We start from the raw sequence: 17,021 nt of genomic DNA, 5'->3' as shown, positions 1-17,021 counted from the left end.
AACACTCTAAATATAACTCATCTTAAATTTGAGACGCCCCTCTTAACAAGAACGCCTCATAAAGCTAACACTAGAAATAATATTCCAACGCCATCTCAACAAAATCATCCTTACGTGCGAAGAACAACAAGTCTTCTGGGGTTTCGTTCTCAAACAACCAAGCATTCAGTCGCCACTTGAGATTGTTGTTAATACGGCTCGATGCCTCTAGCTTGGCACTGTAGACATCACTGTTATCTAAGTCTTGAGTGATACCAGTAAGCACTTCGGTGCCGTCTTCATCGTTCAAAGCGAAACGTGCCCCAAGGAACACATCATTTTGGCCGATGGTTTGGGCATTGTTGCCTCGGCTGTCATACAGGTATTCAGCGATGAAGCCGATGTCCCAGTACGATTCAAGCGCCCCTACCCAAGTGTATTCAAAGCCTGTCGCCACGCCGGTATGGTTGTCGTAGCTGTCGCGATAAATGCTTTCCAGCTTCCATAACCAGTCACCGATAATGCCTTGAGCATCCAATCCGAAGTGTTGCATTTGGGCGTAGTATGGCTTGAGTTGATTGCCTTCCACACGGTAATAAGGGTCGCGGTTTGTGCCGCCTAAGTAGCTTAAACCGACATCCCAATCACCGTATATTTGGCTGTAACGCAATGCCACATCAACGTGTTTTTCTTCTCGTGAAGATTCGTAAAGCGCATCGTCCGATACTGGCACGGTTGGCCTTAATCGACCGTCTTCGCCTGCGAAGGTACGCTCACGAAAATACGGCAGTAACATGGCGTCTATGGTGCCCCACTCTTTTATCGAGGTGAAGTGCACCATAGGCTGACCTAACTTGGATTCGCCATCGACCGATTCAATGGCATCGGTCTGGTTTACCACATCCACTAAATGCGCCGATTCGGTTACGCCCCAAAATACCTTTCCAACACCCGCTCGCAGTTCGTAATCATCCCAATAGGTTAAATACAAGGCTTCGCGAATATCACCATGAGTTCGTTCATCGTCTTCACTGTCTAGGCGATAAAACGGGGTGAAGGTAATGCTGCCGTTGCCCTCTTGTTGCTCCCAGTAAAACTCTGGCTGCAACACCAGTGAGCTTTGTCCTTTGTCTTGCCCTTGTAAGCCGTCGCTAAAGAACTGCCTATGTTCAAGGTTAACCTGCCCTGCGATATCAGGACTAAAGCCTGCCGCCACACAAGGCAACGACACCTGCATAAGCCCGACGGTCGCCGCCAAGGTTAAGGATAATTGGGTTCCTGTTGCCACAATCCTTTTCATATTCCTGCCTTATTTCGCACGTTTTAGTGTGTTCTTTTGGAAATCCTTGTCTTTAAGACCGGTCTGGAACACTAAATCTGTCGTGGTTAATACGGTGCTTTTGCCTGTTTGATGGTTTTGCATCGCCATGGTGTGTGCGCGCCAGTATTGGTTCAGGTACTGTTTGTAATCTTGGAACGATAGAGTTTTAAGCAGTGCGCCTTTGCGGTCGTAAAACTCGACTTTCATTGGGCGGTAGTGCTGTTGGTCTAGCCATACCTTTTGCATGGTGTAGCCTGAGTTTTTATCGGTCGGTACTTGCTCTAAAACAAAGGTGTCTACGCCTTCCAGTTTCGCGTCTTCAATGTAGTTGAAGGTGTACTTTTCAAGTTCAAACGAGCTTAAGTCCTCATACGCAAATTCACTGCCCATAAACGGGCCAGATTTGTTGCGTGAAGAGATGCGTTTTACACGCTTGAGTGCAGGAAGATACAACCACTGGTCATCGGATTTGGTGATGTGCGAATGGTTTAGGAAAGCCGTGCCTTTTACGTCACGTGGTTCATCAAAAATGGTTAAGCCTTTGTCGCCATCGTCATCGACTTCCAAAGATTTCAATCGCATCAGACGTGTACTGCTTTCGCCCTGCTTGTTGCGAAGTAGCATTTCCATGGTTGCGACAGAATCGCCCCACCCGACATCGACCGCTTTACGTTGCTCGGCAATTTCTAAGCCTTTCGCAGGGTCTGCTAACGCTGGGAAAGCGGCGAATGTGCTCAGTGCCAACGAGCTAACAGTAAGTAATGTAGTAGCGAATGTTTGTTTAACGCTTTTCATAAATATCTCCTTGAGTCAGCCCACCGCAGCAGGCCGACGTTTCCTTATTTGGTCGAAGTAGTCAGTTCGGCTGTCGATCTAGGCTGCGACTTGGTATCTGGCTTTGATTCGTGCTGAGTTTTAGCTGAATAGTGGGTCTGTTTGTCGAAGATCATCAGTAAGCTTGGTAGCAAGATGAAATCGACCACCAGCGCAATGAAAATCACAATCGCGCTGAGTAAGCCCATGTCGGAGTTGAGTCTGAAGCTCGACATCGCCAGTACAGAGAAACCGGCCACTAGCACAACAGTGGTGATCCACAAAGCGCGACCTACGGTGTGGAAAGCGTATCGAACCGCTTCTTCTGCTGATTTCCCTTCGATTCTTGCGCGCTGGTATTTACTCAAGAAGTGCACCGCATCATCAACCACGATACCCAACGTGAGCGTGACCACGACTGACAAACCGAGGTTGATTTCACCTGAGATAAGCGCCCATAAACCAAAGCCAATGATCGCAGGCGCAATGTTGGGCACTAGGCTGATCATGCCTAAGCGAACCGAGCGCAATGCAAAGATCATCAAGCCAGAGATAAGCACTAGGGTGATAGGCAAAGTTGATAGCATGCTCGCCATGTTGGTTTCGCCAATATGAGCAAACATCAGTGACGGGCTCGAAGCCACCACTTCATATTGCGGTGCATTGGCTGCAAACCATGAGTAAATGCGCTCTTCGAGTTCGACTAGCTCAACGCTGCCAAGGTTATCGACGGTGAGTACCATTTTGATCGATGATTTATCGACGTTGATCTGGTTGTTCAAGTCCAAGCCGTACGGCAGAGACATTTCGTAAAGCAGCAGATATTGCGCGGCAAGTTCACGGTTCAGCGGTAGCTTGTAGTAGCTGTCGTCGTCGGCATGCATATTCTTGTTCAAACGCATATAAACATCAGAAAGCGTTGCCACATGGTCAGTTTCTGGTTGAATGCGTAGCCACTTAGTAAAGTCACCAATTGCTTGCAAGAACACAGGATCAGCAATCGCTTGAGACTCGTTAGTTTTCACTGCGATACTGAGGGTTGTCATGCCGCTTACGGTCTCTTCCATGAAGTCAGCCGCTTGTCTGAATTCACTTGAGGTATCGAAATACTTCACCGATTCATCGTTGACTTTGTTGAGCGGAATTAACGCGGCAGCGCCAACAATCACTAGCGTAGAAATCGGCAGCAGTGCTTTACGGTTAGTTACGACAAAATCGCCCAGCTTATCCATGAAGGTGACTTTGTCTGCCGCCTTAGGGTTGGCAGGTAGACGTTTGACTGGCAGCAGTTTTAGCAACGCTGGCAACATAGTCACAGACAAGAAGCACGCAATAAGTACACCCAGTGCCGATAAGTTACCGAAATCACGCAGCACTGGTGAGTCCGACATGTTCATCATCAGGAAACCAATCGCAGTGGTCACCGAGGTGATCAGAATCGGCATCGCATTGAGCTTGATGCTGTATTGAATGGCTTGTGCTTTCTCCATACCGCGCTGCATCGCTTGTCTCATGGTCACAATCACGTGAACACAATCAGCCACCGCAAAAGTTAAAACCAAGGTTGGCACATTCACGGTTGCGGTACTCAAGAACATCCCTGCCCAACCAGACAATCCCATGGTGGCAACAATCGAAGAGATGATCACAATGAGCGTCGCCACCACACTAAAGAACGAGCGCAGCATAAAGGTCAGGAACACCAGTACCACCAACAGCATTAAGGGAACGAGCGTTGAGCTGTCTTGTTGAGCCGAAGTCATAAACGCGTTGTTCATGGCTATGATGCCCGCTTTATGGAATTCGACATTAGGATACTGAGCTTGGTACTTGCCGATCATGGTATTAATTGCCGCAATCACCTCTTGCACTTCTGCGGTTTTGTCCACTTCTGGCAGTTGCACGGTGACGTTCACAATCGTCACATCGCCAGAGGCCGACACCAAGGCATTCTTAAGCAACGGCTCGTTAAGGGCGATCTGTTTTACTTTGGCGATGCGTTCTGGTGTGTGTTCGTACTCTTCATACAGCAAGTCTTCTACCAAAAGATCATCTTCAATGGCTTCGGTGTGCTGATAATTAGCAAGGGAATCGACACGGCTTGAATACGGGATCTGCCACGCATCAACCGTGAGATTTTGAATCAGGGTGAGAGTTTCAGGGGTGAAGACATTGCCATCTTCAGGTGCGACAACAATCGCAAGGTTGTCGGTTTTTGCAAAGGTGGTTTGGATTTCATCGAACGCCATCAACTGCTTGTTGGTGCCTTCGAAGAAGATGTTGTAGTCCCCTCTAAAGTAGAGGTTCTTAGCCCCTAATGCAGAGAGAATGATGATTGAAAACACCACCAGCAGAACGATAAACGAACGCTTGGTAGGTATTGAGTGCCAACTGTTTAGATCTGTGTTTGCGCTATCAGCATTAGGGTTATCTCGGTTTTGCTGATCGAACGTGGGCTTCTGGCTGTCATGTTTCATCACAGTCTCCATTTGTGACGATTCGTCATATTTGTGTCATAAAAAGCCAGCCGAAGCTGACAAAAGACACAATGCTTAGTCAAACACTCAAGAAAACAGCAACCACAGTCGGTCAGTCTCAAGTTTGTGACGAATCGTCAAAAATGGTTATTAATAAACCCACATGTGTGGGCTTAACGGAAGCTATCGACCTATAGACTCTAAGTAAGCGATCTCTTCACTGAACAGTTCTTGTTCTACACGACGCCAAGTTTTGCGGTAATCCCAGTCACTAGAAAGGGGCTGCCAATTGAGGCCGTCTAGAATCATGTTCGCGTTGTGTAATACTGAATACGGGTCTTGTAACCGCTTAATACAATGACTGTTTGATGCATTCTGTGACAAAGCATTTGAACCAAATGCGATTGACCAGTTAGCAAAAACGATGGCATCTGAGCCAACGCCGGAAGAGAACTTTAGGTCACCCGCTTCTACCGCTTGGTTAACCATAGAGTCGCATTGTTCAATCACCAACTCTTCCAGTTCATTCATCTCGGCGACGCGTGCACTAGACGCTTTCTCTAGTACCCACGGGCTTTTAGCCATGATCGCACAGGTTGATAGTACCGGTTCCATGCGAGCATAGATTCGGTAAGCAACGTGCAATGCGACGATCTTTTCACGTGTGTTGCCTTCAAACTCTCCAGAGCGAGCAAACATCATTGCTTCTGTCTTGAGAGAGTGAATACATAACGCTAAAACGACGTCTTCTTTGCTGCAAAAGTGATTGTATATCGTACCTTTAGAATAAGAGCTCGCTGCCGTTAGCTTGTCCATCGTGAGGTTTCCGAACCCTTGTTCTCGAACCAGATCTTTTGCTAACAACATCAACTCTACTTCTCGGTCTGCAATAGACTGCTGCTTTTTAGACAACACGCCTTTGCAACCAAAGATACCTTGTTTATCGCCTTTACAACCAAAGCCAAACATAATTTTTTAGTCCGTATATGAGCTTAGCCGCTATCTAAGCTTCGCCAGTATTTAAAACACTCCTATCCAATATATTAACACGAATAGTAAATTCATGTAGTTAACCATTTTGTGACGCTTCGTCATTTCTGACTTATCGTCATAATAGCGCAAGTATTGATCATATCAAGGGGTTTTATAAATTAAATACATTTTGTGAATGGAAAGAGAATAAATGGGATATAGCTAAGAAAATCATCAATAGTTGACCTAAAGAGAAGACTTTAAAAGAAGACCTGTATTGTGACCAACAGAATGTGGACGCGAATTGGGCATTCTTAACCTAACAAAGAATGTAGGCACTTTAAGCTGCTATGCGTATTCATGCCCAATGATTCCTAGCTTAAACCACAAGAATGAATGACTGTAGGCTTACTTTATGGGGCAGACGTCTCCTTATGGTCAATATTTGGCTTACTAATGCCGTTTTCTGTTAAGTTGCTATAAATTCGGTAAGGGGTGACTTACAATAGTGACAACGACTTACCTTTTTTGAGAACACGATATTGAGCGCCAAATATTCTTATTTAGCTTGGCAAGTGAATACTTCTAGCCCTGCAGAAAAGCTGGTTTTATTGATGCTTGCAGACGGTGCTGACGAATTCGGCTACACCAATGTGTGCCTACAAACAGCAGGTCAACTTTGTGCTCTCTCTACGTTTGGTTTAGCCGACTGTCTTAAGTGTTTAGTCGACCAAGGTTTTCTCGATAAGGTAAAAGTAGATTATCGGGATAAAAAAGAGATTCACGTTTTCAAAATGCTCATTGAGCAAGAGCAAACTGCGGCGCACGTTGAGGTTCAACCGACCAATAGTATTCCGGTCTACTCTACGGCACCTGCACCTGCACCTGCACCTGCACCTGCACCTGCACCTAAGTTTCAGCCTGCTCCGGCACCAATGCAACACATGCAGCAGGCCCCTCGCCCACAAGGTCGAGGCTCAATGAACAGCAACACCGTCTCTACTCATGATCTCAACGAAGAAGAGATACCATCATGGGCAGAACGTGCGTTTAAATTCTCCGGTTTGACCGGTGACCATAGTTTAGTATGGAAGAAATTTGTCCTCTGGTATAAAGCCAAAGCCAATGAATTAATGCCATTATCTCGGATTGAATCCAAGCTGCAGTACTGGCTAGTTAACGAGAAGCAAAATGAAAGACAACAACAGCAGAAGACCTCTCAATATTCAGGAAATGCAGGACAAGCTCAAGGAAATGGGTATAGACAAAAGCTTAGCCCATCTGAACGCTTCAGGCAGCAGCTCATTCAAAAAGGCAAAAAGCCAACCTTCTGAGCCAGCTCAACCTGTTGTACCTGACGCTACAGGTCCATTAGTACCTGAAGTGATTGAAGCGCAAAGTACCGAAGTGAAAGTAGCGGCTGCACAAGCTGCGGATTCTGGTGCGTCTCAACAAGTACCTGTTGTTGATCAAGATCCTGCAGAGCTGGAACTAACCGATTGGTGTATTCACGTGTTCGGCTCTTTCTTGAGCGTGTACGAAACGCAGTGGGAATATCAGTACGGTAGTGAGCCAAGCGGTAAGTTCATTGAGTTTGCCAACTCTGTTGATTCAGACGGCCTTAACCGCGTTTTAATGCACTGCCACGAACGTATTCAGCTTGGCAACAGCTGGCCGCCGCAAATGGGTGAGCTGTGGATCCTGAAAGATTCTTTAACTGAAGAAGAGTTGCTGGATAGCCGTATCCGTGTGTTGTCTCGCACCGCTGCCAACAAAATTGAAAAATGGCTGATTCAGAACAAACTGTATGACTTGAAGCGTACGGCTGAAAACAAGCTGGATGGTCTGTTTAAGAAGTACTACTTGGAAGCAAAACGTTTAGATGAGAAAGGCATGCTTGAAACTGAGTTACCAGAATTCCTTCTTGCCGCTAACTCTGTAAAGAACCTGAACGATTTAAAACGTGAAGAGTACGAAAGTAAACACGGTAAAGCGATTAACCCAAGAATTCAGCGTATTCTGAACAGTAAAAAATAACCATCCGCTTGCTATCTGTTATAAGAAAACAGAGTAGCGATTACACGGTTAACAGATACAAAAATGCCAGCTATCAAGCTGGCATTTTTTACGAATTCTTACGAACTCTACAAATATCCGTGACCAACGGTACGTCTGTCACTGACTGCAAGTAATTACAGTAGGTGGATAGTTGCGTTTAGCGTGAATACGCCAGAGTCGTCATCTTTCATTTTGAAGTTTTGGTAGCTAGCGCCTACAGATAGTGGACCAAAGATGAAGTATTCAGCGCCTACAGCGTACATGATATCAACGTCGTCTTGCTTGAAGTTATCGCCTTTCACTTCGTATGAGTGAAGACCACCCTTCGCGTATACGTGAAGAGGACCGAAGTCGATGCTTGGTTTGATCGCTAGGTAAGCAGTGCTTACGTCAACACCTTGTTTAGCACGGTTGCCGTAGCTAACGTTGTCGAAAGAACCTAGATCCCAGTAACCCGCTTCAACACCGATTAGTGGAAGGATACCTGTACCTACGTGGATGCCCACCGCGTTTTCATCTTCACCAGCGAATGAGTTTTGACCACCCATTACACCGCCGTACAACCAAGAATCAGCCATTGCTGTTGAAGATGCACCTAGTAGTGCTAGTGCCAATAACGTTTTTTTCATATTCGACCTTTTTCGTCCTAGTGGCAGGCCTTGAGTGGTAATAAATTGCCACCAAGTCGCCCTGTATGTAATAACTATTCAATTAGTAATGCAATAAGCAAGATTTATACCCAAACCTTGCTATTGCGTCTAGCTTTATTCCTTTAGCAAGCATCAATCGCGTTTTTAACACGCTTATCTGATACTGGGTAAGGCGTACCGAGCTGCTGTGCGAAGAAGCTTACACGAAGCTCTTCTATCATCCAACGCACCTCTTTTACATTTTCTGGAACCGCGATCCCTTTTGGAATTTTATTCAGCAGTTCTTTGTAATCATTCATTACTGACTCAACTTTGATCATGTGAAGACGATCTTTGTTCGGGTCAATTGGCAGTTTTTCCATGCGGCGTTCAATCGCTCTCATATAGCGTAGAATATCCGGCAAGCGTTTCCACCCACATTCTGTGGCAAAACCCTTAAAAATCAAACCTTCTACTTGAGCTTTTATGTCAGAAAGTGCGAATGCCATAGAAAGATCCACGCGTCCTTTCAGCTTTTTACTGATGCTGAATGCCGTGGTTAGGATGGTTTCAACCTGTTGAGCAATCTCTACTACGGTATCACCCAGCTCTGCACGTACGTGTTCTTTCAGAGCTTCAAACTGCTCTGGTTCCCAAACCAAACCGCCCTTCTCTTCAATCAGCTTATCAATACCACAAGCGATACAGTCATCGATAAGATCGAGTACCTGTCCGTATGGGTTGAAGTACAAGCCAAGTTTCGATTTGTTCGGCAGGTTCGAGTGCAAGTATTTGATCGGTGATGGCACGTTCAACAAGATTAAACGACGCTGACCCGATTTCATTGCCGAGATTTGCTCTTGCTCGGTTTCGAACAGTTTGATCTCTACGCTGTCTTTGGTATCCACCAGCGCAGGGAAGGCTTTAACATCGTAGCCACCACGTTTCTGTTGGTAGACTTTTGGTAATTCACCAAAGCTCCACGTGTGCAGGTTCTGCTGCTCGATATCGTCGTCTGCCACTTTAGAAAGCGTTTCTTGAACCTTGTCTTTCAGGCTCTCTTTCAACTCATGCAGATCTTTCTGTTCTTTCAGCTTACGCTTGCGATGATCTACAGCGCGGAATGTTACCTTTAAGTGCTCTGGAATCTGGTCTAACTTCCAGTCATCACGTACCACTTCCACACCCGTCATGCGGCGTAGCTCTTTCTCAAGAGAATCCAGTAACGGTGCTTCAAGCGGTGTCACACGTGCCAAGAATGCATCTGCGTAGTTTGGCGCAGGTACAAAGTTACGGCGTAGCGTTTTAGGTAACGACTTAATCAAGCTAATTACTAGCTCTTGACGTAGACCCGGGATCTGCCAATCAAAACCGTTCTGGTCGATCTGGTTCAAGATAGGCAGCGGAATGTGTACCGTTACACCATCGTTATCGTCGCCCGGCTCAAATTGGTAACTCAGCTTGAGCTTGATACCGTTTTGGTGCCAGAAGTTCGGGTAATCCAGATCGGTAACGTGGCTAGCATCACCGCGGAACAGCATCGATTTTTCAAAGTTAAGCAGCTCAGGGGTTTTCTGACTGGTCTTCTTCCACCATGTATCAAAGTGACGGCCAGAAACCGCCTCTTCACCAACACGCTGGTCATAGAAATCGAACAGTTCATCATCGTCGATCAAGATGTCACGACGACGCGATTTATGCTCTAGCTCTTCGACTTCTTGTAGAAGCTTACGGTTCTGCTTGAAGAAAGCGTGTTTGGTTTCCCACTCACCTTCTACTAATGCACTACGTACAAACAACTCACGGCTGACGGTGGCATCAATCGCGCCGTAGTTCACAAGGCGCTTAGGTACGATTGGGATTCCGTAAAGCATCACTTTTTCGTGTGCCATTACCGCTGCTTGTTTCTTCGACCAATGTGGTTCGCTGTAACTGCGTTTAATCAGGTGTTTCGCTAGCGGTTCAATCCATTCCGGTTGAATCTTCGCGATAACGCGCCCCCAAAGTTTTGAGGTTTCTACCAGCTCCGCAGACATGATCCACTTAGGCTGTTTCTTAAATAAGCCAGACGCAGGGAAGATATGGAAGCGTGCATTACGTGCACCTTGATACTCATTCTTCTCTTGATCTTTCATACCGATGTGCGAAAGCAGACCTGATAGCAGTGACATGTGAATGCCATCGTAGCTGCCCGGTTCTGTATTCAACTTAGTATCCAGTTCACGCATTGCTTGGTGAATTTGGAAGTACACATCTTGCCATTCACGGATACGTAAATAGTTGAGGTAATCTTGCTTACACTGTTTGCGGAACTGGTTACTCGACAATGCTTTTTGCTGCTGCTTGATGTAATCCCATAAGTTCACAAACGTGATGAAGTCAGACTCTTTATCGAAGAAACGCTTGTGTTTGTCATCAGACGATTGTTGCTTATCTGATGGACGCTCACGCGGATCTTGAATCGACAACGCAGACGCGATCACCATCACTTCGTGTAGGCATCGGTTACGTGGCGCTTCAATTACCATACGCGCTAAACGTGGATCGATAGGCAGTTTTGCCAGCTTACGACCAATCGCGGTTAGCTTCTTCTTGTCGTCGCCGTGGTTCTTGTTTTTGTTCGCTGGCGGTTCAACGGTGGCGATCGCACCAAGCTCTTCAAGCAGCCTTACACCGTCTTGAATGTTGCGCTTATCGGGCGCTTCAACAAATGGGAACGCTTGAATATCGCCTAGGCCTAGCGCTGTCATCTGAAGGATAACCGATGCTAGGTTAGTACGAAGAATCTCTGGGTCAGTAAACTCTGGGCGTGACTCGAAATCTTCCTCAGAGTACAAACGAATACAGATACCTTCTGCAACACGACCACAACGACCTTTGCGCTGGTTTGCACTCGCTTGAGACACTGGCTCAATCGGTAGACGTTGTACTTTAGTACGGTAGCTGTAGCGGCTGATACGCGCCGTACCCGGGTCGATAACATACTTGATGCCCGGTACGGTTAACGAGGTTTCTGCCACGTTAGTTGCCAGCACGATGCGTCGACCAGTATGAGACTGGAAGATACGGTTCTGCTCACCCGCCGATAGACGCGCGTAAAGCGGAACAATTTCAGTATCGCGAAGGTTACGTTTACTCAATGCATCTGCGGTATCACGAATTTCTCGCTCACCGTTCATGAAGATCAAGATATCGCCAAGCCCTTCATCACACAGCTCATCAACGGCTTCAAAGATGCCTTCGATTTGGTCGCGGTCTGAATCACTTTCATCACCACCTAATGGGCGGTAACGCGTATCAACTGGGTAAGTACGACCAGACACTTCAATGATCGGTGCATTGTTAAAGTGCTTAGAGAAACGCTCTGGATCGATGGTTGCCGACGTGATGATCACTTTCAGATCAGGACGCTTTGGTAGCAACTCTTTCAGGTAACCCATGATGAAATCGATATTTAGGCTACGTTCGTGGGCTTCATCGATAATGATGGTGTCGTACTGATTTAAGAAACGGTCGTGTTGAATCTCCGCCAGTAGAATACCGTCGGTCATCAGTTTGATTTGGGTATTGTCAGAAATCTGGTCGTTGAATCGAACCTTATAACCAACGAACTCACCCAGCTGTGTTTCCATCTCTTCAGCAATACGGTTCGCAACCGAACGCGCCGCAAGACGACGAGGCTGAGTGTGACCAATTAAGCCAAAGCGGCCGCGGCCAAGCTCAGAACAGATTTTCGGTAACTGAGTGGTTTTACCCGAACCCGTTTCACCCGCCACGATAACCACTTGGTTTTCAGCGATGGCTTTCGCGATGTCTTCGCGCTTTTGGCTAACCGGGAGAATTTCTGGGTATTCAATCGTTGGTTTCTGTGCCGCGCGCTGAGTTGCCGTCATCATTGACTTAGCAATGTCTAACGCAATCTCATCAAAGACAGCGTGCTTAGCTTGTTCGTTCTTAATTTTACTCGCACCAGCAATTCGCTTACTCAAACGGAAGCGATCGCGCATCATACATTCGTTGAGCGCTTTACGAAGAGAGGCTGGGCTATTCTGAGATGATTTGTTGTTTGTCGCTGATTGTTCAGCAGATTTTTTCGATGCAGCTTGGTTTGGTTTCGCTTTGCTCTGTGAAGAACTTGGCTGTGCTGCATTCTTGTTGTTATCTGCTTTTTCCGGAGACGAAGTCAAAGCGTGTCCTATTCTTGTACTTATTAAACTCGCGCGATTATATCACAAGTGAGCTAGGCTATAGAACGGAAAGCCACCCTAGCCTGTTGTTTTAATTATTCAGGCACAGTGTTTAAACATGTACAACATTAGTCAGATACACCGCAACGTATCAACAAAAAGAGATTGGTTATACCCAATCTCTTTTACTTTCCTTCGAACAATTTACGTTAAGTTGAATGTTTACCCAAGATGAACAGTTACCGACTCGGTCGCTAGACTGCTTCCTCCAATGTAGACGTCAATGTCACCAACCTCATACATAAAACACTCTTGAGAACCATAGAACTTTAAGTCGTCCGCTGAAATCGTCAGCCTAATTGTTTTACGTTCATTCCCTTTTAAAAAGCATTTTGTAAATGCTTTTAGCTCTCGTTGAGGGCGAGTCGTCGAAGATACCTTACGTGATATATAGCATTGAATGATTTCTTGCCCTGCCCTTTCAGATACATTCTCTACCTCAACTTCAACAATCAGGTTCTCATTCTCAGCAATTTCAGATGTCACAGCCGTCAACTTACCATATTCAAACTGCGAATAGCTCAAGCCAAAACCGAATGGATAAAGCGGTGTATCTTGCTCATTCTTATATGGCATGTACTCTTGATACGCTCGCATTTTTCCAATCGGCTTACGACCGTAATACATCGGAATTTGACCTGTGCTTCTTGGTACTGTCATGGTCAACTTGCCACTCGGGTTACTATGACCAAACAGTAAGTTACCGATTGCATTCCCTGTCTCTGTACCGCTTTGCCATGCATAAACCAATGACTGGGCGTATTGCTCAATCTTAGGAGACGGTATGGGTCTACCAGTACACTGCACCACAATCAAAGGTTTGCCCGTTTTTCCAATGGCTTCAATTAGCTCTTCTTGACCCGGTGGCAGAACAAGCTCGGCAATATTGCGCGCTTCTCCCGTTCGACGATGGCTTTCACCAACGCACAGCACGACTACATCACTTCGATGCGCACACTCCATCATGTCATCACTAAATGCGCTTGAATCAGTAATTATAGTGTTCTCTGGCGCTGCTGCTTGGATGCCATCTGCAATCGTTGCAACGTCGTCCGCATTGCCATCTAAACACCAAGAACCAAGGTGCTGTCTTTGTGAATGAGCATGAGGGCCAATCACAGAAATGGTTAAGCCTTGTGAGTTCAGTGGTAGCAAGTCACCATCATTTTTAAGCAGCACCATGCTCTCTTCTGCAAGAGCTAGCGCTTTGACCTTATGTTCTTCTAGGCCCAGCATGCTCTTATGCAGTTCAGGGTCGATATATGGTCGTTCAAACAGACCAGCGCGGAATTTGGTAAGCAGTACGCGGTAAACAGCTTCATCTAGATTTTCTAGTAAGCTTGGATTGTTCTTCACCAGGTCTTCAAGAGTGTCTTCATATGCCTCGTGAGTCATCGCCATATCAACACCTGCATCCAACGCCTTTAACGCAGCTGTAGATGGGTCTTTCGCAACTTGGAAGTATTCCAGATCGGAAATAGAGCCCCAATCACTGACGACCATGCCATCAAACTTATGCTCGCCTTTGAGCCAGTCTCGAATTAATGGTCGAGATCCGGTTACCGGCGTACCACCAAGGTCGTTAAATCCAGACATCATGGTTGCAACGCCAGCTTTCACTGCCGCGGCAAAGGGCGGCAAGTGCACATTGTGCAAGGTGTTATCACTCAATTCAGTCGTATCGTAGTCGCGACCGCCCTCTGACGCTCCGTAACCAACAAAGTGTTTGGCACACGCCACCAGCTTATTTGGTTGTGAAGGGTCATCACCTTGGAAGCCTTTCACTACTGATTTTGCAAACTGACTGGTTAAGTACGGATCTTCACCTGAACTCTCAATCACTCTGCCCCAACGAGGGTCTCGAACAATGTCGAGCATCGGCGCAAAAGTCCAGTTAATGCCTAGCGATGCCGCTTCAGCCGCGATGCACTCATAAGCTTCTTCAACCAACTTGGGGTTCCAAGAACATGCCTGAGCCAGGGGAATTGGTAGCACCGTCTTTTGGCCGTAAATCACGTCACGCGCGAATATCACTGGAATCCCCAGGCGGCTTTTTTCCATCGCCACTTTTTGGATCTCATTGAGCTGGTGCGGATCAACCGATTCACCCGGCGCATTACCCGCCCACGCTGTGTCAGCAAGGATGCGCGAGCCATACGCACCCTGCTCCACTTTCATCAAGTATTCTTGCTTATTGTCGTCATAATCCAGCATTGGCGATTGGCAAAGCTGACCCACCTTCTCGGCAAGCGTCATCTTAGACAGTAAATCTTGCGCTCTAGTTTGGTAGCTAACAGAGCTGTCTTTGTATAGAGCCATCGATTAGATCTCTTTCAATTTGTATCGTGGGAAAGCTTCGGTTAGAAACTCGGTCATCTCTTGGTATAACGCGTCATTACCAGACTGTTTCGCTAAGCTTCGCAGTTGATCGGCCGCCGTTGGCACATATCGAGAATCAAGCTGAACGTAGATCTCGATGAACTCCATTAACTGCTTTTCGTTAAGTTGCTCAATAATCAATGCGGGCTTTTCTAACGACTGATAGTAAGCGTCTGGCTTAGGCCCAAGCGTTGCGCTTCGCCAAGTTTCAATCACTTGCTGGTAACCACCTAAATACTCATCTTCAATTCTGAGTTCGAGTTTGTTCATCCCTTTTAACGCTGTTACCAGCTCACCTTTTTTGTATTGCTGCTCTGCGTATGCAAAGTAGTTTTCCGATAGTGAGTAAGCTCTCAGCCAAGCGGAGCCATATGCGATAAAGATAACCGAGGCCAACGCTAACAATTTATATCCTATCGATACTTTCATTACTTAACCCCTACGCCAGTAAATGCCTTGATGAAGTTCTTCTGTAGGCAGAAAAAGACAATCACAACAGGAACCGCAATCATGGTGGTCATCGCCCACAGTTGCTCCAGGTTGGTTCCCGGTACTTCAGTTTTAAAGTTGTACAGCGCAAGCTGCAGCGTCATCAGAGATTCGTCTCGTACGTAAAGTAGTGGCCCCATAAAGTCGTTCCATGCACCCATGAAGGTCAGAATACCGACCGTTGCCAGTGCTGGTCGCATCATAGGCAGAATGATTTTGAAGAAGATACGCATCTCACTCGCACCATCAATACGTGCCGCTTCCAAGTAAGCATTGTCTATCTGCTTCATGAACTGCACCATCAAGAAGATGTTGTACGCACTGATTGCCCCCGGAATGATCAGCACACGATAGGTGTTAATCCAATTCCACTCGTACATCATCATGTAGGTTGGGATGGTGAACAGAATCGCTGGAATCATCATCGAGCCAAGAATCACTTTCAGCCAAAACTCGCGGCCAGGTAAGTTGGTTTTGACAATCGAATAAGCAACCATCGACGAGAATAATGTGTTCAGTACCGTGACAGTGACCGAGATAAAGATGGTGTTGAAGAACACTCTCCCCAAGTTCACTGAATCAAACACTTTGATGTAGCCAGCAAACGACCACTCTTTTGGCAAGCTGTTCGGGCTGTGCATGATCTCTGGGCCCGTCTTAAATGAGTTGATCACCATGTAGAAGAACGGATACAACACAATAAGGGTGGCAACCAAAAGTGTGCCGTAAATCAGTAGGTTCTTTTTCTTATCAGCATTCATGATTAGTCTTCCTTACTGGTGATTTTTAACTGCATCATCGTCAGCAGGTAAATTACGCAAGCGAGCATTAAGCCAATGGTTGAAGCTTCACCCATCTTCATCTGCTCAAAACCGGTTTGGTAGAGGTAGAGCACAGGGGTGAGTGCCGATTGGTAAGGGCCGCCGTTTAAGTCGAAGTTCATAAACACTTCGATAAACATCTGCAAGCCGTTGATAATGTTCATTGTCATCACAAACACGATCTGCGGCATGATCATCGGCAGAGTAATTTTCTTGGTCTTACGCCACCACGATGCGCCATCAATGTCAGCCGCTTCAAACAGAGATTTGTCGATACTGGCGATACCACCAAGGAAAATGATCATCTGAACACCGAACCACTTCCATGCACTGAACACCGCAATCACAGGCATTGGTAACCACTCTTCGAATTTCCAAAACACCGGTTCTGAAAGGAGGTTCGCGCCCACCATGGTATTTTGAATGGGACCAGAAGGACCTGATATGAAGTCAAAAATGATCATAGCTACGGTAATCGAGGTCACCACTGGAATGAACATGATGGTGCGGAACATGCTCGACAAAAATTTGATCTCGTTGAGGAGCAAGGCCAAACCCAGTCCAATCACGAAGCTCAACGTCACGAAGATGACTTGGTTAAACACCACATTGAACAACGACTTCCAGAACAAGAAGTCCGTCACCACCGTAATCCAATTGGTTAAACCGATGAACTTGGTGTTCTCTGGCATCAAGATGTTTACGCTTAGAAAGCTACTCTCGAACGACAAGAAGAACGGGTAAATCAAAAAGACCGCAAAGTACACAATCCATGGTGCAAGGAACAGGTAGCCGGTTATGAGGTTATCTTTTTTCATAGTTTCACTTAGACCTAT

Annotated in this window: 13 protein-coding genes; 3 read left to right on the top strand and 10 right to left on the bottom strand. The window is 46.4% G+C overall.

What is annotated here, in order from left to right:
* Positions 1-70: 70 nt before the first annotated feature.
* From AB4517_RS15425 to AB4517_RS15415, 3 genes are read right to left on the bottom strand one after another with little or no spacing between them, the layout of a single operon-like run.
* Positions 71-1,279 carry a hypothetical protein gene (locus AB4517_RS15425; RefSeq protein WP_372148617.1) on the bottom strand — a complete coding sequence of 403 codons (1,209 nt, stop codon included), beginning with the start codon at positions 1,277-1,279 and terminating at the stop codon, positions 71-73.
* A 9-nt stretch (positions 1,280-1,288) separates the two neighbouring features.
* Positions 1,289-2,095: an outer membrane lipoprotein-sorting protein gene (locus AB4517_RS15420; RefSeq protein ID WP_017060448.1), complete on the bottom strand. Its 807-nt coding sequence runs from the start codon at positions 2,093-2,095 to the stop codon at positions 1,289-1,291.
* Between the two features lie 44 nt (positions 2,096-2,139).
* On the bottom strand, positions 2,140-4,602 hold the full coding sequence (locus AB4517_RS15415; RefSeq protein ID WP_372148614.1) for an RND family transporter: 2,463 nt from the start codon (positions 4,600-4,602) through the stop codon (positions 2,140-2,142).
* 59 nt (positions 4,603-4,661) lie between these two features.
* Between AB4517_RS15415 and AB4517_RS15410 the strand changes: the two genes are divergently transcribed.
* Positions 4,662-4,787 carry a hypothetical protein gene (locus AB4517_RS15410; RefSeq protein ID WP_372148611.1) on the top strand — a complete coding sequence of 42 codons (126 nt, stop codon included), beginning with the start codon at positions 4,662-4,664 and terminating at the stop codon, positions 4,785-4,787.
* Here AB4517_RS15410 and AB4517_RS15405 read toward each other — a convergent pair.
* A complete protein-coding gene (locus AB4517_RS15405) occupies positions 4,774-5,559 on the bottom strand; it encodes a TetR/AcrR family transcriptional regulator (protein WP_372148608.1) in 786 nt (261 codons plus the stop codon). The genes AB4517_RS15410 and AB4517_RS15405 overlap by 14 nt on opposite strands.
* A gap of 545 nt (positions 5,560-6,104) precedes the next feature.
* Between AB4517_RS15405 and AB4517_RS15400 the strand changes: the two genes are divergently transcribed.
* Both AB4517_RS15400 and AB4517_RS15395 read left to right on the top strand, forming a co-directional pair.
* Complete coding sequence (locus AB4517_RS15400) at positions 6,105-6,896, top strand: hypothetical protein (protein WP_102321034.1); 792 nt, start codon at positions 6,105-6,107, stop codon at positions 6,894-6,896.
* Positions 6,817-7,599 carry a hypothetical protein gene (locus AB4517_RS15395; protein WP_017067728.1) on the top strand — a complete coding sequence of 261 codons (783 nt, stop codon included), beginning with the start codon at positions 6,817-6,819 and terminating at the stop codon, positions 7,597-7,599. The genes AB4517_RS15400 and AB4517_RS15395 overlap by 80 nt, the downstream gene beginning before the upstream one ends.
* Positions 7,600-7,754: 155 nt before the next feature.
* Here the strand turns inward: AB4517_RS15395 and AB4517_RS15390 are convergent, their stop codons facing one another.
* The 6 genes from AB4517_RS15390 to AB4517_RS15365 form a co-directional block, all read right to left on the bottom strand.
* The gene (locus AB4517_RS15390; RefSeq protein WP_372148606.1) at positions 7,755-8,249 is read right to left on the bottom strand and encodes an outer membrane beta-barrel protein; all 495 of its coding nucleotides are present in this window, start codon (positions 8,247-8,249) and stop codon (positions 7,755-7,757) included.
* Between the two features lie 143 nt (positions 8,250-8,392).
* Positions 8,393-12,436: an ATP-dependent RNA helicase HrpA gene (gene hrpA, locus AB4517_RS15385; RefSeq protein ID WP_372148603.1), complete on the bottom strand. Its 4,044-nt coding sequence runs from the start codon at positions 12,434-12,436 to the stop codon at positions 8,393-8,395.
* Positions 12,437-12,658: 222 nt separating this feature from the next.
* Positions 12,659-14,815 carry a glycoside hydrolase family 3 N-terminal domain-containing protein gene (locus AB4517_RS15380; protein WP_372148601.1) on the bottom strand — a complete coding sequence of 719 codons (2,157 nt, stop codon included), beginning with the start codon at positions 14,813-14,815 and terminating at the stop codon, positions 12,659-12,661.
* A 3-nt stretch (positions 14,816-14,818) separates the two neighbouring features.
* Positions 14,819-15,304: a hypothetical protein gene (locus AB4517_RS15375; protein ID WP_372148599.1), complete on the bottom strand. Its 486-nt coding sequence runs from the start codon at positions 15,302-15,304 to the stop codon at positions 14,819-14,821.
* Entirely contained in the window at positions 15,304-16,125 is an 822-nt protein-coding gene (locus AB4517_RS15370; protein ID WP_102553179.1) for a carbohydrate ABC transporter permease, read from the bottom strand. Before AB4517_RS15370 ends, AB4517_RS15375 begins: the two co-directional genes overlap by 1 nt.
* Before the next feature lie 2 nt (positions 16,126-16,127).
* Complete coding sequence (locus AB4517_RS15365; RefSeq protein WP_137001154.1) at positions 16,128-17,003, bottom strand: carbohydrate ABC transporter permease; 876 nt, start codon at positions 17,001-17,003, stop codon at positions 16,128-16,130.
* Positions 17,004-17,021 lie beyond the last annotated feature (18 nt).

The organism is Vibrio sp. 10N.222.52.C3, from assembly GCF_041474195.1.
Classification (GTDB): Bacteria; Pseudomonadota; Gammaproteobacteria; order Enterobacterales; family Vibrionaceae; genus Vibrio; species Vibrio crassostreae_C.
Note: the sequence above shows the minus strand (reverse complement) of the source record. Positions and strands in the feature narration are given on the sequence as shown.